At 74.2% G+C, this 23,629-nt stretch carries 23 protein-coding genes and 1 pseudogene; 10 read left to right on the top strand and 14 right to left on the bottom strand.

Going from position 1 to position 23,629, the window contains the following annotated elements; translation table 11 throughout:
• Nucleotides 1–12 precede the first annotated feature (12 nt).
• Nucleotides 13–1,413, top strand: a complete 1,401-nt coding sequence (locus ACF09K_RS08330) for a glutamate decarboxylase (RefSeq protein WP_392241718.1) — start codon at nucleotides 13–15, stop codon at nucleotides 1,411–1,413.
• Between the two features lies 1 nt (nucleotide 1,414).
• Here the strand turns inward: ACF09K_RS08330 and ACF09K_RS08335 are convergent, their stop codons facing one another.
• The 5 genes from ACF09K_RS08335 to ACF09K_RS08355 form a co-directional block, all read right to left on the bottom strand.
• Nucleotides 1,415–2,173, bottom strand: a complete 759-nt coding sequence (locus tag ACF09K_RS08335) for an ABC transporter permease (RefSeq protein WP_392241719.1) — start codon at nucleotides 2,171–2,173, stop codon at nucleotides 1,415–1,417.
• Nucleotides 2,170–3,126: an ATP-binding cassette domain-containing protein gene (locus tag ACF09K_RS08340; protein WP_392241720.1), complete on the bottom strand. Its 957-nt coding sequence runs from the start codon at nucleotides 3,124–3,126 to the stop codon at nucleotides 2,170–2,172. The genes ACF09K_RS08335 and ACF09K_RS08340 overlap by 4 nt, the downstream gene beginning before the upstream one ends.
• Before the next feature lie 83 nt (nucleotides 3,127–3,209).
• On the bottom strand, nucleotides 3,210–3,851 hold the full coding sequence (locus tag ACF09K_RS08345) for a PadR family transcriptional regulator (protein WP_392241721.1): 642 nt from the start codon (nucleotides 3,849–3,851) through the stop codon (nucleotides 3,210–3,212).
• Nucleotides 3,852–4,021: 170 nt separating this feature from the next.
• A complete protein-coding gene (locus tag ACF09K_RS08350) occupies nucleotides 4,022–5,482 on the bottom strand; it encodes an aldehyde dehydrogenase family protein (RefSeq protein ID WP_392241722.1) in 1,461 nt (486 codons plus the stop codon).
• 148 nt (nucleotides 5,483–5,630) lie between these two features.
• Nucleotides 5,631–6,455: a helix-turn-helix domain-containing protein gene (locus tag ACF09K_RS08355; RefSeq protein WP_392242413.1), complete on the bottom strand. Its 825-nt coding sequence runs from the start codon at nucleotides 6,453–6,455 to the stop codon at nucleotides 5,631–5,633.
• Nucleotides 6,456–6,830: 375 nt separating this feature from the next.
• Between ACF09K_RS08355 and ACF09K_RS08360 the strand changes: the two genes are divergently transcribed.
• Nucleotides 6,831–7,313 (top strand): ATP-binding protein, encoded by a 483-nt coding sequence (locus ACF09K_RS08360; RefSeq protein WP_392241723.1) that lies wholly within the window; start codon nucleotides 6,831–6,833, stop codon nucleotides 7,311–7,313.
• Between the two features lie 96 nt (nucleotides 7,314–7,409).
• Here ACF09K_RS08360 and ACF09K_RS08365 read toward each other — a convergent pair whose 3' ends face one another.
• The 5 genes from ACF09K_RS08365 to rpmG form a co-directional block, all read right to left on the bottom strand.
• Complete coding sequence (locus ACF09K_RS08365) at nucleotides 7,410–7,670, bottom strand: DUF397 domain-containing protein (protein WP_392241724.1); 261 nt, start codon at nucleotides 7,668–7,670, stop codon at nucleotides 7,410–7,412.
• Between the two features lie 796 nt (nucleotides 7,671–8,466).
• Nucleotides 8,467–8,700 (bottom strand): 30S ribosomal protein S18, encoded by a 234-nt coding sequence (gene rpsR, locus ACF09K_RS08370; protein WP_392241725.1) that lies wholly within the window; start codon nucleotides 8,698–8,700, stop codon nucleotides 8,467–8,469.
• 4 nt (nucleotides 8,701–8,704) lie between these two features.
• Nucleotides 8,705–9,949, bottom strand: a complete 1,245-nt coding sequence (locus ACF09K_RS08375; protein WP_392241726.1) for a CobW family GTP-binding protein — start codon at nucleotides 9,947–9,949, stop codon at nucleotides 8,705–8,707.
• Nucleotides 9,946–10,200 (bottom strand): type B 50S ribosomal protein L31, encoded by a 255-nt coding sequence (locus tag ACF09K_RS08380; RefSeq protein ID WP_392241727.1) that lies wholly within the window; start codon nucleotides 10,198–10,200, stop codon nucleotides 9,946–9,948. The genes ACF09K_RS08375 and ACF09K_RS08380 overlap by 4 nt, the downstream gene beginning before the upstream one ends.
• A 6-nt stretch (nucleotides 10,201–10,206) precedes the next feature.
• A complete protein-coding gene (gene rpmG, locus ACF09K_RS08385) occupies nucleotides 10,207–10,371 on the bottom strand; it encodes a 50S ribosomal protein L33 (protein WP_030573688.1) in 165 nt (54 codons plus the stop codon).
• A gap of 62 nt (nucleotides 10,372–10,433) precedes the next feature.
• Between rpmG and rpmB the strand changes: the two genes are divergently transcribed.
• From rpmB to ACF09K_RS08405, 4 genes are all read left to right on the top strand, one after another.
• The gene (gene rpmB / locus ACF09K_RS08390) at nucleotides 10,434–10,670 is read left to right on the top strand and encodes a 50S ribosomal protein L28 (protein WP_392241728.1); all 237 of its coding nucleotides are present in this window, start codon (nucleotides 10,434–10,436) and stop codon (nucleotides 10,668–10,670) included.
• Entirely contained in the window at nucleotides 10,670–10,975 is a 306-nt protein-coding gene (gene rpsN, locus ACF09K_RS08395) for a 30S ribosomal protein S14 (RefSeq protein ID WP_392241729.1), read from the top strand. Before rpmB ends, rpsN begins: the two co-directional genes overlap by 1 nt.
• Nucleotides 10,976–11,233: 258 nt before the next feature.
• A complete protein-coding gene (locus ACF09K_RS08400) occupies nucleotides 11,234–11,779 on the top strand; it encodes a hypothetical protein (protein ID WP_392241730.1) in 546 nt (181 codons plus the stop codon).
• A 95-nt stretch (nucleotides 11,780–11,874) separates the two neighbouring features.
• On the top strand, nucleotides 11,875–12,408 hold the full coding sequence (locus ACF09K_RS08405; RefSeq protein WP_392241731.1) for a DUF4232 domain-containing protein: 534 nt from the start codon (nucleotides 11,875–11,877) through the stop codon (nucleotides 12,406–12,408).
• 82 nt (nucleotides 12,409–12,490) lie between these two features.
• On the opposite strand, the gene ACF09K_RS08410 is transcribed toward ACF09K_RS08405, so the two are convergent.
• Nucleotides 12,491–13,597 carry a DUF2786 domain-containing protein gene (locus tag ACF09K_RS08410; protein ID WP_392241732.1) on the bottom strand — a complete coding sequence of 369 codons (1,107 nt, stop codon included), beginning with the start codon at nucleotides 13,595–13,597 and terminating at the stop codon, nucleotides 12,491–12,493.
• Between the two features lie 85 nt (nucleotides 13,598–13,682).
• Here ACF09K_RS08410 and ACF09K_RS08415 point away from each other — a divergent pair, with 85 nt between their 5' ends.
• The gene (locus tag ACF09K_RS08415) at nucleotides 13,683–14,447 is read left to right on the top strand and encodes a Clp protease N-terminal domain-containing protein (protein WP_392241733.1); all 765 of its coding nucleotides are present in this window, start codon (nucleotides 13,683–13,685) and stop codon (nucleotides 14,445–14,447) included.
• Between the two features lie 135 nt (nucleotides 14,448–14,582).
• A complete protein-coding gene (locus ACF09K_RS08420; protein ID WP_392241734.1) occupies nucleotides 14,583–16,271 on the top strand; it encodes a bifunctional 3'-5' exonuclease/DNA polymerase in 1,689 nt (562 codons plus the stop codon).
• Nucleotides 16,272–16,417: 146 nt separating this feature from the next.
• Here ACF09K_RS08420 and ACF09K_RS08425 read toward each other — a convergent pair.
• Nucleotides 16,418–18,559 (bottom strand): annotated as a pseudogene (locus tag ACF09K_RS08425) (BTAD domain-containing putative transcriptional regulator); the annotation flags it as partial.
• Between the two features lie 542 nt (nucleotides 18,560–19,101).
• Here ACF09K_RS08425 and ACF09K_RS08430 point away from each other — a divergent pair.
• Nucleotides 19,102–19,506, top strand: coding sequence for a hypothetical protein (locus ACF09K_RS08430; protein WP_392242414.1), 405 nt, complete (start codon nucleotides 19,102–19,104; stop codon nucleotides 19,504–19,506).
• A 92-nt stretch (nucleotides 19,507–19,598) separates the two neighbouring features.
• Here ACF09K_RS08430 and ACF09K_RS08435 read toward each other — a convergent pair whose 3' ends face one another.
• Both ACF09K_RS08435 and ACF09K_RS08440 read right to left on the bottom strand, forming a co-directional pair.
• A complete protein-coding gene (locus tag ACF09K_RS08435; protein WP_392241735.1) occupies nucleotides 19,599–20,273 on the bottom strand; it encodes a response regulator in 675 nt (224 codons plus the stop codon).
• Nucleotides 20,270–22,642, bottom strand: a complete 2,373-nt coding sequence (locus ACF09K_RS08440) for a histidine kinase (RefSeq protein WP_392241736.1) — start codon at nucleotides 22,640–22,642, stop codon at nucleotides 20,270–20,272. The genes ACF09K_RS08435 and ACF09K_RS08440 overlap by 4 nt, the downstream gene beginning before the upstream one ends.
• A 266-nt stretch (nucleotides 22,643–22,908) precedes the next feature.
• Here ACF09K_RS08440 and ACF09K_RS08445 point away from each other — a divergent pair, with 266 nt between their 5' ends.
• On the top strand, nucleotides 22,909–23,361 hold the full coding sequence (locus ACF09K_RS08445; protein WP_392241737.1) for a DUF5707 domain-containing protein: 453 nt from the start codon (nucleotides 22,909–22,911) through the stop codon (nucleotides 23,359–23,361).
• Nucleotides 23,362–23,629: the final 268 nt, after the last annotated feature.

Consider the following 23,629-nt stretch of genomic DNA (forward strand, 5'->3'; position numbering starts at 1 on the left):
CAGGAGAATCCCATGGCCCTGCACGAAGGCCCTGCCAAGGCCGACGAGCGCTCCCTGTCCGTGAACCCCTTCTACGGCGATGCGGACCCGGTCAGCGGTATGACCGAGGCGCCGCCCAAGCACCGGCTGCCGGACGGCCCGACCCCGCCCTCCACGGCGTACCAGCTGGTGCACGACGAACTGATGCTGGACGGCAACTCCCGGCTGAACCTGGCCACCTTCGTCACCACGTGGATGGAGCCGCAGGCCGGGCTGCTGATGGCGGAGTGCCGCGACAAGAACATGATCGACAAGGACGAGTACCCGCGCACCGCGGAACTGGAGCGCCGCTGCGTGGCCATGCTCGCCGACCTGTGGAACGCGCCCGATCCGTCGGCGGCCGTGGGCTGCTCGACGACCGGTTCGAGCGAGGCGTGCATGCTCGCCGGGATGGCCCTCAAACGGCGGTGGAGCAGGCGCACCACCGACCCGGCCGCCCGGCCGAACCTGGTCATGGGGGTCAACGTCCAGGTCTGCTGGGAGAAGTTCTGCACCTTCTGGGAGGTGGAGGCCCGCCTGGTGCCCATGGAGGGCGAGCGCTTCCACCTGGACCCGCAGGCCGCGGCCGACCTGTGCGACGAGAACACCATCGGGGTCGTCGGCATCCTCGGCTCCACCTTCGACGGGTCCTACGAGCCGATCGCCGAACTGTGCGCGGCCCTGGACGCCCTCCAGGAGCGGACCGGCATCGACGTGCCGGTGCACGTCGACGGGGCGTCCGGCGCGATGATCGCGCCCTTCCTGGACGAGGACCTCGTGTGGGACTTCCGCCTCGCGCGCGTGGCGTCGATCAACACCTCCGGGCACAAGTACGGCCTGGTCTACCCCGGGGTCGGCTGGGCCCTGTGGCGCGACAAGGACGCCCTGCCCGAGGAGCTGGTCTTCCGCGTCAACTACCTGGGCGGCGACATGCCGACCTTCGCGCTGAACTTCTCGCGGCCCGGCGCCCAGGTCGTCGCGCAGTACTACACGTTCCTGCGGCTGGGCCGCTCGGGTTACCGGGCCGTGCAGCAGTCCACGCGGGACGTCACCCGGGAACTGGCCGACCGGGTGGAGGCGCTCGGCGACTTCCGGCTGCTGACCCGGGGCGACCAGTTGCCCGTCTTCGCCCTCACCACCGCCCCGGGTGTCGAGTCGTACGACGTCTTCGACGTCTCCCGGCGGCTGCGCGAGCACGGCTGGCTGGTGCCGGCGTACACCTTCCCGCCGAACCGCGAGGACCTGTCCGTCCTGCGGATCGTGTGCCGCAACGGCTTCTCGGCGGACCTGGCCGACCTGTTCGTCGACGACCTGACGCGGCTGCTTCCGGAGCTGCGCCGGCAGCCGCACCCGCAGGTCCGGGACAAGGAGGCGGCCACCGGCTTCCATCACTGAGTCAGCGGCTCATGCGCCCGAACCTGTGTACCGCCCACGGGAAGAAGACGGCGAGCAGGACCAGCGGCCAGACGACGGCCGGCCAGAGGTCGTCGGTCGCCCCGGCCGGCCCGAACAGGTCGCGTACGGCGGTCGCCGTCCTGGACATCGGGTTCCACTCGACGACCGTGCCGAGCCAGCCGGGCATGGACGCGGGGGTGGCGAGGGCGTTGGAGAGGAAGCCGACCGGCCAGATGAGGATCTGCACGGCCTGGACCATCTCCGGCTTCCCGGCCACCAGCGCCAGCAGGATGCCGATCCACAGCATCGCGAAGCGGAACAGCAGGAGGAGACCCACGGCGCCCAGGAAGGCGCCGGCACCACCCTGGGCGCGCCAGCCGAGGGCGTACCCGACGCCGATCAGCACCGCGAGGCCCAGTGCCGACTGCAGCATGTCGGCGGCCGAGCGGCCGACCAGGACCGCGCCGTCGGCCATCGGCATCGAGCGGAAGCGGTCGACGACGCCCTTGCCGAGGTCCTGGGTGACGGCGAGCATCGTGCCCTCCAGGCCGAAGGCCATGGTGAGCGCGAGCATGCCGGGGATCAGGTAGTCCAGGTAGTCGCCGTCCACCTCACGGCCGCCGCCGACGAGATAGGCGAACATCAGCAGCAGCATCACCGGGAAGACGAGCCCGACGACCAGCCGGCCCGGCTGCCGCGCCCAGTGGGCGAGTTCACGCCGGGTCATGGTCCAGGAATCGGTCAGCGCGTACGTGCTCACACGGCCTCCTTCGTACGGTTCCTCCGGCCGGTCAGGTGCAGGAACGCCTCGTCCAGCGTGGGGCGGCGCAGGGCCACGTCCTCGGCCTGGAGGCCGGCCTCCTCCAGGGCGTGGACGACGGCGGAGAGGGCGGCCATGCGGTCGGTGACCGGGGCGCTGAGCAGCCTGCGGTCGGGATCGACGGTGATCTCCTCCCGGGCCATGGGCAGCAGGGCGAGCGCGGCGCCCAGCAGGCCCGCGTCCCGCAGGACGACGTCGATGCGGTCGCCGCCGGTGAGCGCCTTCAGCTCGTCCGCGGTGCCGTCGGCGACGACCCGGCCCCCGTCCACGACCGAGATGCGGTCGGCGAGCTGGTCGGCCTCCTCCAGGTACTGGGTGGTGAGCACGACCGTCGTGCCGCCGCCGGCCAGGGAACGGACCGCGGACCACACCTCGGCGCGGCCGCGCGGATCGAGCCCGGTGGTCGGTTCGTCCAGGAACAGCACCTCCGGTTCCGTGATCAGGGACGCGGCGAGATCCAGGCGGCGCCGCATGCCGCCGCTGTAGGCGCGCACCGGCTTGCGGCCGGTGTCGCCGAGGTCGAAGCGCTCCAGCAGTTCGTCCGCGCGCGTGCGCGCGCGGCGGGCGCCCAGATGGTGGAGACGGCCGAACAGCTCCAGGTTCTGGCGGCCGCCCAGCCCTTCGTCCAGTGCCGCGTGCTGGCCGAGCAGGCCGATGCGCAGGCGGACCTCGCGGGCCCGGCGCACCACGTCGTACCCGGCCACCTCGACCCGGCCCGAGTCGGGCCGCAGCAGTGTGGACAGGATCCTGACCAGCGTCGTCTTGCCGGCGCCGTTGGGACCGAGCACCCCGTGCACCGTGCCGCGGGCCACGGTGAGGTCGAGCCCGTCCAGTGCCGGCCGGTCGCCGTACCTCTTGCGTACGTCCTCGACGGTGATCGCCGCGTCGGTCATGTGACGAGCCCCCACATTCTCTCGTTAGTCAAATTTGACTACCTGTCCAACGTAACGCGCCCGATCACACTCGTCAAACTTGATCAGTGACCGTCCCCGGGGTGCCGCTCCCCCGTCGCGTACGGGTTCTCCGCGTCGTCCGCGAGGACACCGACGAACGGTTCGCCCTCACCGGAGAAGGTGTACGCCCCGCGTTCGATCCGCGTGATCAGGCCCAGGGTCCACTCCGCCTCGGCGTTCGCCGTGTGGATCCAGAGGTTCATGATCTCGCCGATGTGGCCGAGCTGTTCCGGGCCCTGTTCGGGCACGTAGTGCTCGGTGACGGCCGATCGCCACTCCTCGATGCGCCGGATCCGCTCCTTCAGCAGCGACACCGCCTCGGTGCGCGGCAGGTCCACGATGAAGCCGATGGCCGCCGACTTGACGTCCATCTTCTGGTCGTAGGCGGTCAGCGACTCGCGCACCAGCCGGAAGTACTCCTCGGTGCCCCGCTCGGTCATCTCGTACTCGGTGCGGGGCGGGCCGCCGGCGGTGGACGGGGCGGTCTCGTGCGCGTGCAGCAGTCCCTGCTTCGCCATCTGCTTCAGGGCGTGGTAGATCGAGCCCGGTTTGGCGGTGGACCACTCATGGGCGCCCCAGTACTCCAGGTCGTTGCGCACCTGGTAGCCGTGGGCCCGCCCGTGCTGGCGCACCGAGCCCAGCACGAGGAGACGGATCGCTGACATGGCGTCCAGACTAGGCCGCCCGGAAACCGCCGGGAGAACCGGCCGGAAGCGGCGGTACGGCCCGGCGGGCAGGACCGGCGGGCGAAACCGGCGGGCAGGACCGGCGGAACCGGCCGGGCCCCGAGGAGGGAACCGGCCGGGCCCCGCGGGCCGGGAGGGGAGGGGAGGGCCTAGAAGGGGAACCCGCTGCGCCCGTGCTGCACCGAGATCCACTTCGTCGTCGTGAAGGCCTCCAGGGTCGTCTCCCCGTTGAGGCGGCCGACGCCGGAGTTCTTCTCGCCGCCGAACGGCACGATCGGCTCGTCGTGCACCGTGGCGTCGTTGACGTGGAACATCCCGGTGACGATCTGCCGGGCGAAGGCGACGCCCCGCTCGATGTCGCCGGTGTGGACGGCGCCGCTGAGCCCGTAGGGGGTGTCGTTGACGAGGCGTACGGCCTCCTCCTCGCCGTCGAAGGTGTCGAGGAAGACGACCGGGCCGAAGACCTCCTGCCGGAGCAGGGCGGAGTCTGCGGGCAGGCCGCTCAGCACGGAGGGCTCGACGAGGTTGCCGGTCGTCGCGCCGTGCAGGAGGGCGGTCGCGCCCTCTCCGACGGCCTGCTCGACGACTCCGGAGAGGGCCTCCGCCTGGGAGGAGTTGATGACGGGGCCGATGAGGGTCTGCGGGTCGCGCGGGTCGCCGGCCTTGAGCGTCCTCACCTTGGCGACGAACTTCTCGGTGAACTCGTCGGCGAGCGAGCGGTCGACCAGGATGCGGTTGGCGGCCATGCAGACCTGGCCCTGGTGGACGAAGCGGCTGAAGACGGCGGCGTCGACCGCGTAGTCCACGTCGGCGTCGTCGAGGACGACGAACGCGCTGTTGCCGCCGAGTTCGATGATGGACCGCTTGAAGTGCGAGGCAGCGACGGTGGCGACGTGCCGGCCGACCTTGTCGGAACCGGTGAAGGAGATGACCCGCGGGACGGGGTGCTCGAGGAAGGCGTCGCCGATCTCGGCGATGTCGGTGACGACGACGTTCAGCAGGCCCGGGGGCAGACCCGCGTCCTCGAAGAGCTTGGCGATGACGGTGCCGCCGGCGATCGGGGTGTTCTGGTGCGGCTTGAGCACCACGCCGTTGCCGAGGGCCAGCGCGGGGGCGACCGACTTCAGCGACAGCAGGAAGGGCACGTTGAAGGGGCTGATCACGCCCACGACGCCGACCGGCTCGCGGTAGACGCGGTTCTCCTTGCCGTCGATCGGCGAGGGGATGATCCGGCCCTCGGGGCGCAGCGACAGGTGGACGGCCTCGCGCAGGAACTCCTTGGCCAGGTGGAGTTCGAAGGCGGCCTTGCCGAACGTGCCGCCGGCCTCGTCGACGAGGATCTCGCTGATCTCCGCCTCGCGCTCCTCGACCAGCCGCAGCACCTTCTCGAAGACCGAGCGGCGGGTGTAGGCGTTGGTCGCGGCCCACTCCTTCTGGGCGCGGGCGGCGGCGTGGTAGGCCTCGTCGACCTCGTCGACGGTGGCTATCGTGATCGAGGCGAGCTTCTCGCCGTCGTAGGGGTTGAAGTCGATGATGTCCCAGGACCCGGTCCCCGGACGCCACTTACCGTCGATGTACTGCTGGGCCAGGTCCGTGAAGTACGACGACATGTGATCCCTCAATCCCCTGCTGCCACCGGCTGCGATCGGTACAACGATCTGATCACACGTCATCGTATGTGTGTTTCAAGGGAGTTGGGGCGAAAGTCGGCGCACTCACGGGGTCACCCGAGGGGAAACCCCGTGTGCGGAGGGGACGCTAGGAGAGCTGGAGCAGCCCGCGCAGCAGGTCCCGGCTCTCGTCGGGTCCGGGGCTGTCCTGCTGGAGTTCCTTCAGCGCCTGCTCGTACTGGGCGACGTCCTCGCGCTTGTCCAGGTAGAGGGCGCTGGTGAGCTGCTCCAGGTAGACGACGTCGGACAGGTCGGACTCCGGGAAGCTCAGGATGGTGAAGGCGCCGGACTCGCCGGAGTGCCCGCCGAAGCTGAACGGCATGATCTGCAGCCGCACGTTGGGCCGCTCGGAGATCTCGATCAGGTGCTGGAGCTGCTCGCGCATGACCTCGCGGTCGCCGTACGGGCGCCGCAGGGCCGCCTCGTCGAGGACGATGTGGAAGTCGGGGGCGTTCTCGGCGACGAGGTACTTCTGCCGCTCCAGGCGCAGGGCGACGCGCCGGTCGACGTCGGCCGCGCTCGCCCCCTTCATCCCGCGCCGCACGACCGCGTGCGCGTACGCCTCGGTCTGGAGGAGGCCGTGCACGAACTGCACCTCGTACGCCCGGATGAGGGCGGCGGCGCCCTCCAGGCCGACGTAGGTGGGGAACCAGTTGGGCAGGACGTCGGAGTAGCTGTGCCACCAGCCGGCCACGTTGGCCTCGCGGGCGAGTCCGACGAGCGCCTGGCGCTCGGCGTCGTCCGCGATGCCGTACAGCGTCAGCAGGTCTTCCACGTCACGTGTCTTGAAGCTCACCCGGCCCAGCTCCATCCGGCTGATCTTCGACTCCGACGCCCGGATCGAATATCCCGCCGCCTCGCGCGTGATGCCACGAGCCTCACGCAGTCGCCGTAGTTGCGAGCCGAGCAGCATCCGCCGCACCACCGATCCGGGCTCTCCCGCGCTCACGTTCGCCAGCCTCCCCAGCCGTCCTCAGGGCCCGCAGTCTGCCACTAAAACACTTCGAGCAGTACTCGCCCGATTACAGAGACGGAAAAGAGCCAAAGGGTACCCCCGCCGCGACACCGGGGAAAGGGGAGGGGAAAGCAAGGGGAGTGCCCGCCAACTGCAAGAAGATGGCGGAAAAAATGGCCAAGAAGCGGTACGGGCGGGTCTATTTCGGTCACGTGCACGTGCATCTGCCCTTGCATCTGCCCTTCGCATCGGAAACCATGGTGCCGCGCCACCGCTGCATCGCAACGACCGCGAATCCCGGGAGTGCCTCGCATGGGGACGAATGGATCGACCATGCTCGAGCCGTTACGGCAGGGCCTTCCGCCACTCGATCTCGCGGACGTGTCCGACGCGGCCTCCTGCGCCCTGCCGGCCCGCCTCGAAGCGGTGCGCGAGGCACGGCGGTTCACCAGGAGAACCCTCGTCCAGTGGAAAACGGACGAGCGGTCCGACGACATATGCCTGGTCGTCTCGGAGTTGGTGACCAACGCCCTGCGGCACGGGATGTCCCCCGACGACGCGCCGGGACCGGCCGGGCAGCATCCGCCCGTGCGGCTGCACCTGCTGCGGTGGACCGGGCGGCTGGTGTGCGCGGTGCGCGACCCCAGCCGGGACAGCCCCCTGCCGCGCGAGGTGGACGACTTCGCGGCGGAGTCGGGGCGCGGCCTGTTCCTCGTCGACTCCTTCACCGAGGGCTGGGGCTGGCAACCGCTCTCCCCGACCCTGGGCGGCAAGGTCGTCTGGGCGCTGTTCCGGCTGCACGCGCCGGCCGGGTGACGGACCGCGGCGCCTTCCGGTGCCGCGGTTCTACGCGCGTCGCAGCCCCTGGCGCGCGGAATTTCCCGGCGCGTCACACTCCGGATCCGGCCTCCGTCAGCCGACGATCAGGTGGTCGAACTCGCCGTCCTTGATGCCGAGGAGCATCGCCTCGATCTCGGCCCGCGTGTAGACGAGCGCGGGACCGTCCGGGAAGCGCGAGTTGCGCACGGCCACGTCCCCACCCGGCAGTCGCGCGAACTCGACGCAGGATCCCTGGCTGTTGCTGTGCCGGCTCTTCTGCCAGGCAACCCCGGACAACTGTGTGGCCGCCATGCCGTTGTACACGTCGTGCCCCCCGTCAACGTCGTGGTCCACAGGTCGCTCCCTGATGGTGCACTGGCTGGTGTGGCCATGGATGCCATGGTCAACTGTTCCGGATCATAGCTCCGTTCACGTGCGCCTGCATGAGCAGATGCACGTGCACGGGCGGTGCCCACGCGGTTACAGCTGTGACGCCTGCTTTACCGAGCCCGGACAGTCCAGGGGCCTGTTCCCGCGTCTGCCCCGAAGCCCGTTCCCCATGCGCCACCTGCCCTTTCCGACGGTCCGCGGCGGTGCGGGCGTATGAGGTGGTACGGATCGAACCACTCGTGCACAGGAAGAGACGCGTCGGGTGCCCCCGATGTTCCGCCGTCCCGACCACTGTTCGGCGGACCGGATCCGGAGCGGGTCGCGGCGCACGGCCGGATCGTCCCCGCCCGGGCGGACGCCGACCGTCCGCTCGGTACGCCGGCCGGCCCGCGGGCCGCGTCCGACGGCCCCGGCACGGGGGCCGTCGGAGCCGCCGCGCCGTCGTCACCCCGGCCACGAGCAGGCCGTGGGGCCCCGGCCTCCGGGCTCCCCGCGCGAAACGGACCCGCCCCCGTGGCGACGCGGGCGTCGTCCACGGGGGCGAGGTCCTCCACCTCTCCGGCAGGCCCGCGAAGGCGGTCGGCCGGCGGACATCCGGGCGGTACGCCCCGCCGTCCCGACCGGACGAGCGGCGCACCTTTCGTCGTCCGAACGGCGACCGGCTCCTACGGCGCCCGGGGGAGGCGTCGTACGGCAGGGACCAGGTCCGCCGGGGAGTCACGGGAAGCGCCGTACGGCAGGGGCCGGGTCCGCCGGGAAGTCAGCGGGTGGCGTAGGGCAGGAGCGCCATCTCGCGGGCGTTCCTCACGGCCCGCGCCAGACGGCGCTGCTGCCGGGCCGAGACGCCGGTGACCCGGCGGCTGCGGATCCTGCCGCGGTCGGAGAGGAACCTCCGCAGCAGGTCGGTGTCCTTGTAGTCGATGTAGGTGATTCCGGCCCGCTCCAGCGGATCGGGCCGGTCCTCGGCGGGCCGGCGTCGGCTCGTGCGGGGCACGGGGTCAGACCTCCAGGAGGGTGTCGAAGGCGGGCGGCAGCCGCTTCCAGGCGTCGCGCCCGGCGGCGTACTCGGCGTCGGTGAGCAGGCACGACTCCAGCAGTTCGTGGAGTCCGTCGCGGTCGAGGCCGGGCGAGGTGAACACCAGGTGCTGGCGGCGGTCGCCGTGCTCGGGGTGCCAGTCCAGGGCGGCCGCGGCGCGGCGCACCGGCGGGAGCATCTCCCAGGCCGCATCCGGCAGGGAGGCCAGCCAGGGACCGGCGGACTCCACGCACAGGGCTCCGCCGGCGGCGTCCCAGTGGAGCAGCACGTCCGGCTTGTCGGCGAGCCAGAACCTGCCCCGGCTGCGGACGGCGGCGCAGGTCAGGTCCTCCAGCGCCGCGTACAGCCGCTCCGGGTGGAAGGGACGGCGGCGGCGCCAGACGAAGGTGGTGACGCCGTGCGCGTCGGCCTCGGCGGGCAGCAGGGCGCAGGCCGGGTGCTGGGCCGCGGCGGCGGCCTCGGCGTCGAAGCCGGCGAGAGCGGCGGCGACGAGCGGGGAACCCGCCCCCGAGACCGGCTCCGGCTCCGGCTCCGGCACGGGTTGCCGCACCGGCTCCGCCACCGGCTCCGGTGCGTCCGCACGTGCGGAGGCGCCCGCCGGGTCCCCGAGGTGGCCGCCCCGGACGGGGACCCGGCGGGCCGTCGGGTGGAGCTGGGCGAGCAGCTCGCGGTCCTCGTCGTCGGCCTCCGGGGAGTCGGCCACGGCCAGGACGGGGGCGTACTCCAGCTGCCGCGCGAAGGTGTCCGCGACCGTGCGCCGGTCGGTGGCGGCGGCGGCCAGGCCGCGCTCGGCGAGGTCGTCGCCGTTGCCGAGGTACGGCAGCAGGAGCGCGGGGTCGACCGCGGTGATCACGCCGGTGACCGTGAGGCCGCCGGCGACGATCACCTCGGCCATCGCCCTGGGCTCGACGGAGTCCCACAGCTCGACGACCGCGAGCCGGGTGGCGGGGTCGTCGGCGAGACGGAGCAACTCGGGCACGAGGTCCTCGCGCAGGGCGCAGCAGGCGCAGTCGTCGACCAGCGGGGCCTCGCCCGCGGAGAGGACGCCCTCGGCGTCCCTGATCGTGCGGACGACCGTGCCGGCCGCGGCCGTCGCCAGGTCGTGGTGGAGCGCCACGCTGCCGGGGACGTCGGCGAGCAGCCGCGCGACCGTCGTCCGGCGGGCCTCGGCGTGCAGCCCGCAGACGATCACCACCGGCAGACTCACGCGCCGCCCCGCTTCCCGAACCGGCGCTCGAAGCGCTCCACGCGGCCGGCCGTGTCCAGGACGCGGGCGGTGCCGGTGTAGAAGGGGTGGCTGACGTACGAGATCTCGACGTCCACGACGGGGTAGGTGTTGCCGTCCTCCCACTCGACGGTCTTGTCGCTGCTCATCGTGGAGCGGGTGAGGAAGGCGTGGCCCGCGGCGCGGTCACGGAAGACCACGGGGCCGTACGACGGGTGGATTCCCTTGCGCATGGCTGGTCAGCGCTCCTCTCGGAAGTCGACGTGGCGGCCGGCGACGGGGTCGTACTTGCGCAGGGTCATACGGTCCGGGTCGTTGCGGCGGTTCTTGCGGGTGACGTACGTGTAGCCGGTCCCCGCGGTGGAGCGGAGCTTGATGACCGGGCGCAGTTCGTTGCGTGCCATGCTGCTACCTTACTGAAAATGAATTCCATTAACATCAAGCTTCGAGGAGAGGTACGTCACTCATGTCCGCGCACTGCATGCTGACCGGCGCCCGGCCGGGCTTCGGCAACCGCATCTCCCACTCCCACCGGCGCACCTCGCGCCGCTTCGACCCCAACATCCAGACCAAGCGGTACTGGCTGCCGGGCGAGGGCCGTCAGGTGCGGCTGCGCCTCAGCACGAAGGGGATCCGGACGGTCGACGCCATCGGCGTCGAGGCGGCCGTCGCCCGGATCCGGGCGCGGGGGGTGCGGGTCTGATGGCGAAGAAGAGCAAGATCGCGAAGAACGAGAAGCGGCAGGAGGTCGTCGCCCGGTACGCCGAACGGCGGGCCGAGCTGAAGGAGATCGTCCGCCGGCCGTCGTCCACGGACGCGGAACGCCTGGCCGCTCAGCGGGAACTGCGCCGGCAGCCGCGGGACGCGAGCGCCACGCGCGTGCGCAACCGGGATCAGGTGGACGGGCGGCCGCGCGGGTACTACCGGGCGTTCGGGCTCTCCCGGGTGGGTCTGCGGGGGCAGGCTCACGCGGGGTACCTGCCGGGAGTGCGCAAGGCTTCCTGGTGAGGTGAAGGCGGACGGGGCCGGGGCCGCCGGTGCGCGCCGGACTCCACGGCGAACGCCCGGCCCTCCGGCGGGCTCCGGGGCCGCCGGTGCGCGCCGGGCCTTCCCGTGAACGCCGGGAGGGGCCCTCGGTTCCCGCGGGGGTCCCTTCCCGGGGCGGGTCCTCCTTGTTTCCCGGCTGGTAGCTTGCTGCCGGTCCTTCCGGTTCTCACCGGTCCTTCCGGGCGACCCGGCCGTCCGGCTACAGCTTGGGAGCCCGCAGTGACTTCGGCGAACCTCTCGCGTCCCTCGCCCCTCCCGCGCCCCGCGCGCGGGGCGTCCCGCCGGAGGGTGCGGGCCGCCGCCGCGGCCGGCGCGCTGGCGGGGGCGCTCGCACTGGCCGGGTGCGGCGACGGCGGCGGGTCCGGCGCCCCCGCGAGCTCGTCCCCGGCCACCCCGGGTGCCACGTCCGGCACGGGCAGCGGCGGCGGCACGGGCGGTTCGGTGACGGCCTCCGGTGAGCTGGAGGGCAGCTGGCTCACCACCGCGGACGGCCGGGCCGTCGCCCTGATCGTCACCGGTGAGCAGGCCGCCCTCTTCGCGACCGGCGGGACCGTGTGCAGCGGGACCGCCGGCAAGGAGTCGGAGATGACGATGATCCGGCTCACCTGCCCGAGCGGGAAGAAGGACCGGACGACCGGCACGGTCGACTCCGTCGACGGCGAGAGCCTCGAGATCACCTGGGACGGGGCGGCCGGCGGGGAGACGTACACCAAGGCGGAGGGCGGGCAGTGGCCGTCCGGGCTGCCGACGGCCGGTCCGGGGTAGCGAAGCGGTCACCGGGGCGGGGGCGGCGCACCGGGAGGGGTCGTGCATGCGTGATGATCCTCCCGAGCACCGTCACGCCACCGTAGGGACCCTTCATGCGCGCCGTTCCGATCACCGTCACCGCCCTCGCCGCCGCCTTCCTCCTCACCGCCTGCGGCGGCGGGGACGACAGCGCCTCCGGCGACGGGAAGAGCACCGCCTCCGCCGCCGCCGGCACCGCCTGCGCCGCCGGTGACCTGACCATGGCGGCCGGCGCCGTGAACGCCGCCCCCGCCGCCGGTGACACCGGCAACCTGACCGTGACGGTCACCAACGGCGGCAAGGAATGCACTCTGGAGGGCTTCCCGAAGGTCGGGCTGGAGGCCGACGGGACCACCGTCCCCGTCCCCCACGACGAGGCCGCCGAGGCGCAGTCGCTGCCCCTCGCCGAACAGGCCACCGCCTCCTTCACGATCACCTACGTCCGCGGCGAGGACGGCGAGGGCAGCCTCGCCGCCAAGACCCTCACGTGCGGCCTCGCGGACGCCCCGGCCACCGAGAGCCTGGACTGGTCGTACGGCGCGGTCGCCCTCAAGGACGGCGACGAGCCGGACGCCTCGGTGAGCGCGTTCCAGGTGGCGGGGGACTGATCCCGTCCGGGGCCCCACGGCAGGGCGGCGCCGGGCGGTCGCGGGGCTCGGGAGCGGACGGGGCGCGGGCACGCGCCCCGGGTCACGGGAGATGTGGCCGTGAGCGGACCTGCGCCCGGTCCGCCGCGTCCGCGCCCTCGGTCCAGCCCGCTTCGTCGGTGACGCCCCGCAGGCGGGTGGTGGTCGTGCGGGGGAAGAGGCGGTCCGTGGCCGCGGTGACCGCCACCTCCCGGGAGGCCAGGACCGGGAGGAGGTCGGCACCGACCGGGGTCTCGGCCGCGGCGGCCAGGCGGCTGCCCACCCGGTGGGCGTAGGCGGCCAGGAAGGACTGCCGGAAGGTCTTCGTACGGCGGCGGCCGCCCGCCCGCTGTGCCGCCTCCGCCTTCGTCATGGCGGTCCCGGCCTGCACGAGGAGCGAGGTGTAGAGCAGTTCCACCGCCTCGAGGTCGGCCTCGAAGCCGACGACCGTGGAGAAGCAGAAGGGTTCGTTCCACACGGCCCGGCAGTGGTTCGCGCCGGCGACCGCGTCCAGCAGCACCGCCTTGGCCTGCTCGTACGGCGGCTCGACGCCGACGCGGCGGGCGCCCGGCGCGTCCGGCGCCGGAGCCGCCGCGTCGAGCAGTGCCTCGTCGACGCTGTGCCGCGCCATCAGCTCCTGCGCCTTCGCGGTCAGCGCCTCCGCCTCCTCGGGGAACCCGGTCGCCTCCGCCTTGGCGAGCAGCGCGCGGATGCGGGTGAGCATGCGGGAGTCGGAGCGCGGCTGTCCGCTCGCCTCCCGGAGGGGTTCGAGGGTGGGCAGCCGCAGCAGCAGCCGGTACAGCTCCAGGACCGCCGTCGCGCGGGAGAAGCGGTCGGCGCCGCGGGGCGCGGGGCCCGTGGGCAGTTCCTCCAGCTGGGCCGACCAGCGCCGGCCGCGCGCCCGGTCGTGCGGCGCCTGCGCGCGGACCAGCGCCGCGAGCAGGCGTACGTGCGTGTCCTCCAGGTCGCGGCGCACGAGCCGTACGAGGTCCGCGGGCTGCCAGCCGCGGTGCCAGGCGGCGGCCAGGAACTCCTGGCCGCGCCGGTCGAGTTCGGCGTCCGCGGCGGGATCGGCGGCCAGCAGGGACGCGCCCGTGTCGAGGGCGGTGTCGGTGTCGTCGTAGAGGGCTGCCCGGAAGGCGCGTTCGACGGTACGGGGCGTGCTGCTCACCCATGGATCGTGCCATGCGCGCACAGCGGCACGAGATCGTCAACCAAAGGTTGACAGTCGCCAGCTGTCAACTTACGGTTGACGCATGACCTCGCGACAGGATCCCTCCGCCGCCATCCGTCTCGACGACCTCATCGACGCCATCAAGAAGGTCCGCCCGGAGCCCCTCGAACAGCTCCAGGACGCCGTCATCGCGGCCGAACACCTCGGTGACGTGGCCGACCACCTGATCGGCCACTTCGTCGACCAGGCCCGGCGCTCGGGGGCGTCCTGGACCGACATCGGCCGGAGCATGGGCGTGACGCGGCAGGCCGCGCAGAAGCGGTTCGTGCCGAAGGAGTCGGCAGACCTCGACCCCAGCCAGGGCTTCAGCCGGTACACCCCGCGCGCGCGGAACGCCGTCATGGCCGCCCACAGCGCCTCCAGGACGGCCGGCAACCCGGAGGGCCTGCCGGCCCACCTGGTCCTCGGCCTGCTCGCCGAGCCGGAGGGTCTCGCGGTGAAGGCGCTGGCCGCGCAGGGCGTCACCCCGGAGGCCGTGCACGAGGCGGCGACCGCCGCGCTGCCGCCCGCCGCCGACGAAGTGCCCGAACTCGTCCCCTACGGCTCGGACGCCAAGAAGGTCCTCGAGCTCACCTTCCGCGAGGCCCTGCGTCTCGGTCACCACCACATCGGCACCGAGCACATCCTGCTGGCCCTGCTGGAGTTCGAGAACGGCGAGGGCGTCCTCGGCGGGCTCGGCGTCGGCAAGGCGGGCGTCGAGCGGTACGTCGAGGAGACACTGGCCCGGCTCCGGGACCCGCGGGAGCGGGGGGACGCGCAGGGGCCGGAAGACGCGCGGGAGGCCTGAGGACACGCCGGAGCCCGAAGCCGGGCGCACCGGCCGGTGCGCCCGGTCCCGGTGCGCCCGCTCCCGGTGCGTCCCGGCCGGTGTGCCCGGCTTCGCGCCCGGGCCGTTGTCAGACCTGCCTGCGACACTCGCGGCATGGCCGAACGCTGGGCACTCGCCCCGGCCGAGGGTGGCGGCGCGGAGCTGACCGCCCTCGGTCCGGACGGGCTGCCCGCGGGCCCCGTCGTCCGGGAACCGGACCTGGCGGCGGCGGTCCGGGCCCGGCCGGACGTGAGCCGGTGGGTGTGGCGCTCCACGGCGGAGGTGTATCCGCGTCTGCTCGCCGCGGGGGTGCGGGTCGAGCGGTGCTACGACGTCGAGGACGCCGAGACCCTCCTCCTCGGCCACGAGGGGCGGCACGGCGAGCCCCGCTCGGCCGCCGCCGCCCTGGCCCGGCTGCGCGGCGGCCCCGTCCCGCCGGACCCCCCGCAGCGCGCCGCCGAACCCGGCGCGCAGTCACCGCTCTTCGAACCGCAGGCCACCACCCTCCCCCTCGCCGACCTCCTCGCGGTCTACGCCGAGCAGCAGCGGCGGCACGACCGGGCGGAGCACCCGGAGCGGATGCGGCTGCTGACGGCGGCCGAGTCGGCCGGGATGCTGGTGGCCGCGGAGATGAACCGCGCCGGCCTGCCCTGGAGCGCCGACGTCCACCGCGAGGTGCTGCACGGCCTGCTCGGCGAGCGGTACCCGGGCGGGGGTGAGCCCCGGCGCCTCGCGGAACTCGCGGACGAGGTGTCGGCGGCCTTCGGGCGCCGGGTGCGGCCGGACCTGCCGGCCGACGTGGTCAAGGCGTTCGGGCAGGCCGGCATCAGGGTCAGGTCCACCCGCCGCTGGGAGATCGAGTCCCTCGACCACCCGGCCGTGAAGCCGCTGGTCGAGTACAAGAAGCTGTACCGCATCTGGGTCGCGCACGGCTGGTCCTGGCTCCACGACTGGGTGCGCGACGGCCGCTTCCGGCCCGAGTTCCTGGCCGGGGGCACCGTCACCGGCCGCTGGGTGACCAACGGCGGGGGCGGTCTGCAGATCCCCAAGGTGATCCGGCGGGCCGTGGTCGCCGACCCCGGCTGGCGGCTCGTCGTCGCCGACGCCGACCAGATGGAGCCCCGCGTCCTGGCGGCGGTCTCCCGCGATCCGGGGCTGATGGAGGTGGCCGGCCGGGAGAGCGACCTCTACCAGGCCGTCTCCGAGCGCGCGTTCTCCGGCGACCGCGCCCAGGCCAAGCTCGCGGTGCTCGGCGCGGTCTACGGCCAGACCTCCGGCGACGGACTCAAGAACCTCGCCGCGCTGCGCCGCCGCTTCCCGCGCGCGGTGGCGTACGTCGACGACGCGGCGCGGGCCGGCGAGGAGGGCCGGCTGGTGCGGACCTGGCTGGGGCGGACCTGTCCGCCCGCGGCCGGCGCCGGGGAGGACGCGGCGGAGGAGGCGGGCATCCCGACCGGGGACGAGAACCCGTCCGAGACCCGGCAGTGGGTGCCCGGGTACGCCTCCGGCGACGCCCGCGCGCGGGGCCGCTTCGCCCGCAACTTCGTCGTCCAGGGCAGTGCGGCCGACTGGGCCCTGCTGCTGCTCGCCGCGCTGCGGCAGGCCTGCGCGTCCATGGCGGCCGAGCTGGTCTTCTTCCAGCACGACGAGGTCATCGTGCACTGTCCCGAGGAGGAGGCCGAGGCGGTCGTCGCAGCGATCCGGGAGGCGTCGGAGCTGGCCGGGCGGCTGACGTTCGGGCCGACACCGGTGCGGTTCCCCTTCACCACGGCGGTCGTGGAGTGCTACGCCGACGCCAAGTGATCACTCCGCCCCGGCGAACAGTTGCCGCAGCTCCCCCACGACGTAGCCCTGGGGGCGGTGCTTCTCCGGGCGGTGGCGCTGTCCTCGCCGGCCCCGGGGGCACCGGCGCCGTCGTGGCCGACCCCGCCGGTGCCGGAGCTGTCGTCGTCCTCGCTCTCCGCCAGCTCGCGCGCGAAGTCCCGTACGAGATCGTGGGGGGCGTAGCGGCCGTACGCCGTCTCCTCCAGGAGGGCCACGTCGACGAGGCGGTCCAGGGCGGCCTCGGCGCGACGCTCGTCGGTGCCGGTGAGACGGGCCAGCAACGGCACGCCGTACGCGGGCAGGTCGAGGGCGCCGACCCGGCGGAGCGCGAGGGCGGCGTCGCGGTCGGCCTCGCGGTCGGAGGCGGCGAGCGCGTCGTGCGCGACCGCGAGGGACCGGCGCACGCTGAGGTCGTCGTACTCCAGGTGGTGCAGGCGGCCCCCGGTGGAGGCCAGTTGGCCCGCCAAGGCGTCCGGGGTGAGGGCCCGGCGGGCGGCGAGGCGGGCGGCGACGACGCGCAGGGCGAGCGGCAGGCGGCCGGTGAGGCCGACGAGGGGATGGCCGGGTCCGAGTCCGTCGCGCCCCGACGCGGCACGCAGCAGGGCCGCGCTGTCCTCGTCCGACAGGGGCGCGAGGGGGAAGCGGTGGGCGCCGTCGAGGGCCGTCAGCAGCGAACGGCTGGTGACGATCACCGCACAGCCCGGGCCGGCCGGCAGCAGCGGGCGCACCTGCGCGGCGTGCGCGGCGTCGTCCAGCACCAGGAGCGTGCGGGTCGGAGCGAGCAGGGTACGGAGCGACGCGGCGGCCGCGTCCGGGTGTTCGGGAATGTGCCGCGGGTCGGTGCCGAGGTCGCGGAGGAGCGCGGCGAGGGCCTGGCCCGCGGTGAGGGGGGTCATGCCCGGGGTGGCGCCGTGCAGGTTGATGTAGAGCTGACCATCGGTGAAACGTTCTTTCAGGGTGTGGGCCACATGCAGGGCGAGGGCGCTCTTGCCCACGCCGGCCATGCCGCTGAGGACGGCGAGGGGTCCCGCACCGGCCGGCGGCTCCGTGGTGAGGGTGCGGTACAGCGAGCCGAGGGTGGCGGTACGGCCGGTGAAGTGTGGTGGCGGTGGAGGGAGTTGGGCGGGCCGGTGGGCGGGGGCAGGGGCGGGTGCTGGGGCGGGTGCTGGGGTGAGAGGTGGGGTGAGAGGTGGGGACAGGGGTGGGGGTGAGGCTGGAGCGGGGGTCGGGTCCGGGACCGAGGCGGGGGTCGGGGCCGGGGCTCGGGTCGGGGTCCGGGGGGCCGCTCCCCGGCCGCGCAGGATCTCCATGTGGGCGTCGCGTACCGCCTGTCCCGGTTCGACGCCGAGTTCCTCCAGGAGGCGGGTACGCAGGTCACGGTGGACGGCGAGGGCCTCCGCCCGGCGGCCGCTCCGGTGCAGGGCGAGCATCAGCTGACGGTGGTAGGCCTCGCGCAGCGGGTGCTCCGCGGCCAGTGCGGTCAACTCCGGGACGAGGCGGTCGGGTCCGGCCTCAGGGTGGGGTCTGACCCCAGGGCCGGGTAGGGGGCCGGGTCCGGACGCGGGTGCGGGCGCGGTTGCGGCACCGGACGCGGGGCCGGACACGGATGCGGGTACGGCACCGGACGCGGGTGCGGTTCGCGTTTCGCCGAGTCCGAGTTCGGCGTCGTAGCGCCATTCCAGGAGCAGCAGACGCGCCTCCTTCAGGCGCCGGGTGAAGGCGTAGCCGCCCGGTTCGGCGGGGAGTCCGCCGAGGGGGGTGCCCCGCCACAGGGCGAGCGCCGCCGCGCACGCGTCGATCACGCGCTCCCAGTCGTGGACGGCATGCGCGCCGCGGGCGGTGGCGAGATGGCTTTCGAAGACGTGGACGTCGAGTTCGCCGTGCCCGATCCGCAGTTGGTAGCCGGGCGGCACCGTCCGCAGCCGCGCCGGGTCGTCGAGCATGCGCCGCAGCCGCGTGACGTGGTTGTGCAGCGAGGCCTGCGCGGAGGCGGGCTGCGCGCCGCCCCACAGCACCTCCTTGAGCGACTCGGCCGGGACGGTCCGGCCGGCGTCGAGGAGCAGTGCGGCCAGCAGCGCGCGCGTCTTGGGGCTGCGGATGCCACGGACCCCGTGAACGCCGTGAACGCCGAGGGGGACGGGAGCGGCGGTGGCGTGCAGGCCCGGGACGGTGCGGCCCGGGTCCGCGGAGGGGTCGTACCGCCCCGGGCCGCTGTCGTACAGGACCGGTGGGCCGAGCAGTCCGAACCGCAGCCCGTACTGCCGCATCACGCCGACCCTCGCCCTTCCGCGCGCCCGCCCCGGACGCGTTCCTCGGCGGGACCCCGCCGTCCTTGCCGATCACCGCCCCGGCAGGGTGACGTTTCCGCCACCCTGTCCCTGCCGGTTCCCGCGGGAGCCCACTGTCGTTCCGGCCGCCCTCCGCGCTCGCCCGGCGGACCTCACGCCGCCGACCTGCGACGACGGCCCCGCCGCCACGGAGAACCGTGGGCCACATGTTAGCGATTCGTTGGTGGAGTCTGATGTGATCATCACATCGAATCCGGCCCGACGGCGCGCGCGTGCTACGCGTTTCTCGGGGGAGTGTCGCCGCCGTGGCCGGTTCCGGACGCGTGTGGGGATCCCGGTCGGCGGAGGTGAGCGACCGGGATCCGCACCGCGCTCTCCCTCCCTCCTCCCCCGGCCGACGGAGATGATCACCGGCGACGCCCCGCCCGTGTCCCCGCCCGGAGGAGACCGCCATGCCCTTCCGCTGCGCCGTGCCGGACGACTTCCAGAACGCGGCGACCGCCGTCGCCGGCTGATCCCCGCTGGGCGACCGGGTGGAGGTCGTCCCGTTCCCGGAGCGTTTCGGCACCGAGGACGAACTGGCCTCCGTGATCACCGGCTTCGATCGCGTGATCACCCTGCGCGAACGCGTCGCCTTCCCGGCCTCGCTGCTGAACCGACTGCCGCGGCTGCGGCTCCCCGTCGCGTCCGGCACGCGCCACCCGGTGATCGACCACGCCGCCGCACGCGCCGACGGCGTCACCGTGTGCGGCACCGAAAGCTCCTCGACCCCGCCCGGCAACCACCCGCTGCGCACGGCACCGCGACTGCTGGCGACCCCGCACCTCGGGTACGTCTCGCGCGCCGACTATGCGCGCCACTACGGGCAGGCGGCGGAGGACGTCCAGGCCTGCCTGGCGGAAGCACCGGTGCGGGTGCCGGGCTGAGGGAGCCCGGCCCGCCCGACCTCCCGAGCCCTCTCACCGCGCCCCGCTCCCCTCACCCCGGCTCACGCCCTCCCGCTCCCCCTCACCGCCGGTCAGGCGGGGAAGGCGGGCGGGTTCGGGCGGGCGAGGCCGAGGTCGTAGGCGAGGATCGTCGCCTGCACGCGGTCGCGCAGCCCGAGTCCGCCGAGGAGCGCGTCGATGCGGGACCTCACGGTGCCGACGGTGAGCCCGAGGTGCCGGGCGATCTCCGCGTCGTCGAGCCCGGAGGCGATCAGGGTGAGGAGGTGCCGCTCGCGGCCGGCCGGCTCGCGGGGGCCGCTCCGGGACCGGGGCCCGGTGCCCGCTCCGGAGGCGTAGTGGCCGATGAGCCGGCGGGTCGCGGACGGGGCGAGCACCCCCTCACCGGCGGCCACCACCCGGATGCCGTGCAGGAGTCCGGCCGGGGACACGTCCTTGAGGAGGAAGCCGGAGGCGCCGGCGCGCAACGCGTCGAAGACGTGGACGTCGAGGTCGAAGCCGGTCAGTACCAGGACCCGGGGTGCGTTCGCCCGGCCGGTGATGAGCCGGGTGGCGGCGATGCCGTCCGGGTCCCGCATCCGCGAGTCCATGACGACCACGTCGGGCGCCAGCTCCCCGGCGAGCCGCACCGCCGTCGCGCCGTCACCGGCCTCGCCGACGACCGTCATGTCCGCCTCGGCGTCGATGACGGCGGCGAACCCCGCCCGTACGACGTCCTGGTCGTCGACGACCAGCACCCTGAGGCTCATCGCTCCCCCGCCCCCTCCTCGTCGCCCCGCTCGCGGACCGGCGCGCCCGCGAGCGGCAACCGGAGGCACCAGGGGCCCCGTCGTTCCGCGGTCAGGGTGCCGCCCAGCGCCGTGACCCGCTCCGCCAGCCGCTCCCGTACGGCGGTCAGGCCGGCGCCGGGCAGCCCGGTGGCCGTGAGGGTCAGCAGGTGGTCGTCGGCGTCGAGTTCGAGCACGGCGGGCTCCTCCCCGCCGGCCGCGAGCATCGTCTCGGCGGCGTGGTACGCGGCCAGGTCCACGGCCGTGGGCAGCCGCCGCGGCACGCGGTCGGTGAGCCGTATCTCCACCTCGCGGCCGGTGGCCCGGCACTGCCGGGCGAGCAGGTCGAGGGCCTGGAGGGTGGGCTGCGGCCGCAGTTCGGGCCCGGCCGGGTCCGGCTCCCCCTCCCGGACCGTGTCGAGCAGTGCGCGCATCGCGGCCAGCGCCTCGCGGGCACGGCCTGCGGTGGCGTCGAGCCGGCCCGCCTCCGCCTCCGCGACCATGTCGGCGGCGCGCGCCAGCACCGTGCTCTCCAGCCCCGCGGCGATCCGGCGCCGCTCGGCCCAGGCCTCCCGTACGGCCTCCTCGGTCCAGGCGGCGAGACGTTCCTCCCGCACACCGCGGTCGGCCCGGTACCGCCGCCCGCGCACGGCTCCGCCCCACCGGGCCGCACCGGCCGTCAGGGCCGCCCCGGCCGTCGCCGCCCCGGCGACCACCCAGCCGGGCAGGTCCGTGCCGCGGTGCAGGACGGCCGCGCTCGCCGCGACGGCGTGCACGGCGACGGCGGCCAGGGGGACGACGGCCAGGAGGCCGGCAGCCGAGGAGAAGGATCCGGGGCGCGGTCCGGGCCCGCCGGGGGACGGCCCGGCGGCACGGCGGGCCGCGTCGGCGGCGAGCGCCACGCAGGTGGCGACCATGCTCAGCGCGGGCGGCACGACGACGGGGCCCGTGTACCCGCCCACGGCCATCGCCACCGGCCACGGCACGGCCAGGCCGAGCAGCACGCCCAGGGCGGCGCGGGGCGCCCGCCGCAGCCACAGCAGCGCGACGGCCTGCGCCGCGGCCAGCAGCGCGAAGAGCACCCCCGCCGACACCTGAGACCCGCTCGACGTGCTCTCCGACCGGACGACCAGCACCGGCAGCAGCGGCTGCAGACACAGCCCGACCGCGGCCGTCACCTGCGCGAGACGGTATCCCCGCGGCACGGACGCCTCCATCGGCGCGGCGGTACGGCCGGGCAGGACCGCGCGCACCTCCCAGCCGCCGTCCGCCGTCGGGCCGCTGGTCAGCGTGCCGCCCGCCTCCCGCGCCCGGGACCGCAGGAAACCCTGGCCGCGCCCCGAGCCGAGGTCCGCGCCGTGCCCCGCCGCGCCGGCCGGCGGTGCCGCGCTCGCGACCACGACGTCGGTGCGGGTGTCGCCGTACCGGCAGCGCACCGTCGTGGCGGCACCGGGGGCGTGCCGGGCGACGTTGGTCAGCGCCTCGCGCACGATGCCGTACGCCGCGTCCGCGACGACGCCGTCCGGCAGCGGACCGATCTCGTACTCCACGCGCTGGTCCAGCCGGCGGAACCCGACGACGAGGTCACGCAACCGCTCCTGCGGGGACGGCAGTTCCTCCCGCGAGGGGGCCGGGGCCCGCACCGCGCCGAGCGCGCGGGTCACCTCGCGCCCGGTCTCGGCCGCGAACTCCAGTGCCTCCCGCGCCAGTTCGGGCCGTCGTTCGCGCAGCCCGAGCGCCGCGCCCGCCGTGACCACCACGGCGGTCAGGTGATGGGCGCTGACATCGTGCAACTCCCTCTCCATGCGGCGACGTTCGACCGCGGGCAGCCGGTGGCGCTCGGCCTCGGCACGCCGGAGCATCCGCTCGCCCGTCCGCCGTACGCGACGGGCGCGCCGCACCAGCAGGCCGGTGCCGCAGGCGGTGGCGTACAGCAGGGCGGTCAGGACGAGGTCGAGCCCGTCGCGTTCGCTGAGTCCGTGCAGGCTGATGTTCTGGAGCAACTGCCAGGAGGCGAGGGCGACCACGCACAGGACGGCGGTGAAGGTGTCGCGCTCGGTCGCCACCGTGTACAGGGCCAGCGCGACGCCGGCGGTCCCGAGGACCGCCATCGCGCCGGCGGGCAACGGCCCGGCGCCCAGCGCGCAGGCGGCGGAGACGAACAGGAGGGCGACGACGGGGCGCGCGCGACGGAGCGCGAGGGCGGCCGTCACCGGCCCGGCGACCAGCACGGACACGAGGAGTGCGGACGCGGGCGGTACGTCCCCGCGCACCAGCTCCGCCCCGGGCCACACCACGGCCTGGACGCAGATCAGCAGGACCGGAACCAGCCGGTCGTCGGTTCGCTTCATGACGCGGCAAGGCTATGGCCGCGGCCGCACGGCGTCCTCAAGCCGCAGGCGGATGCGGCTCTCCACCCTGGGATGCAGAAAGGGCGGCGGCGCGGAGCAGCCCTCTGCCTCCGGTTCGACCGGGCGATCATCCTGCTGCCCGAGGACCGCGCGTCGGCCCGCTCATAGGCTCGATCACATCGGGAAGGCGCTCTGCGGACGACCCGCTCGAGCACCTCTCCCGCCGTGTCCACCTCTCCTGCACGACCGATCCCAGGGGGATTTCCATGTCCAAGCGCATCATCGTGTCGTCGGTCATCGGTGTCGTCGTCCTCGGCGGAACCGCCGCCGGTCTCGCCGTGGCCTCCACGCAGACGGCCGGGAAGCCGGCCGTCGAGAACGCCTCGACCCGCTACGTCCCTCCGACCGGCACGCGGGCCGGCTCGCTCACCTTCACCGCGGACGTGAGCGACGACTCCGGCGTCCGGGGCCTGAGGGTCCTGGCCTGGCCCGCGAGTTCCGACCTGGACCCGACCGAGGCGGAGATGAGGTCCGTCGAGAGCGCGACCTGCCGGAGCACCTCGGCCGACACCTCCCGCTGCACCTACACCCTGAAGGTCACGCAGGCGGAGGCGGCCGAACTGGCGCCGGGCACCTGGCACGTCTCGACCCTGGCGACCGCGAAGGACGGGGACACGACGTTCACCCCGCGCACGTCGGCGTTCACCGTGACCCGCTGACCACACACGGCGCGCCCCGTCCCGGACTCCCGCCCCTTCCCCGCCGGCGACGGCGCGCCTGCGTGGCACCACCACCGGGCGCGCCCCTCACGGGGTTCGGCCCGGCCGGGCGAGCGGGGCCTCCTCGTCCTGCCCCGACGCCCGAAGCGTCGACCTTCGTCGAAGCCCTCGCCTTCCGCGGCCCGCCCTTCTCCCCCAGGTGAGGTCCGTTCCGCGGAGGCGAGCGGCCCTCGGGCGCTCCGGGAGGCGATCGCAGCGGAGCCGCCAC

Source organism: Streptomyces sp. NPDC014882, assembly GCF_043081325.1.
In the GTDB taxonomy this organism is placed as follows: Bacteria; Actinomycetota; Actinomycetes; order Streptomycetales; family Streptomycetaceae; genus Streptomyces.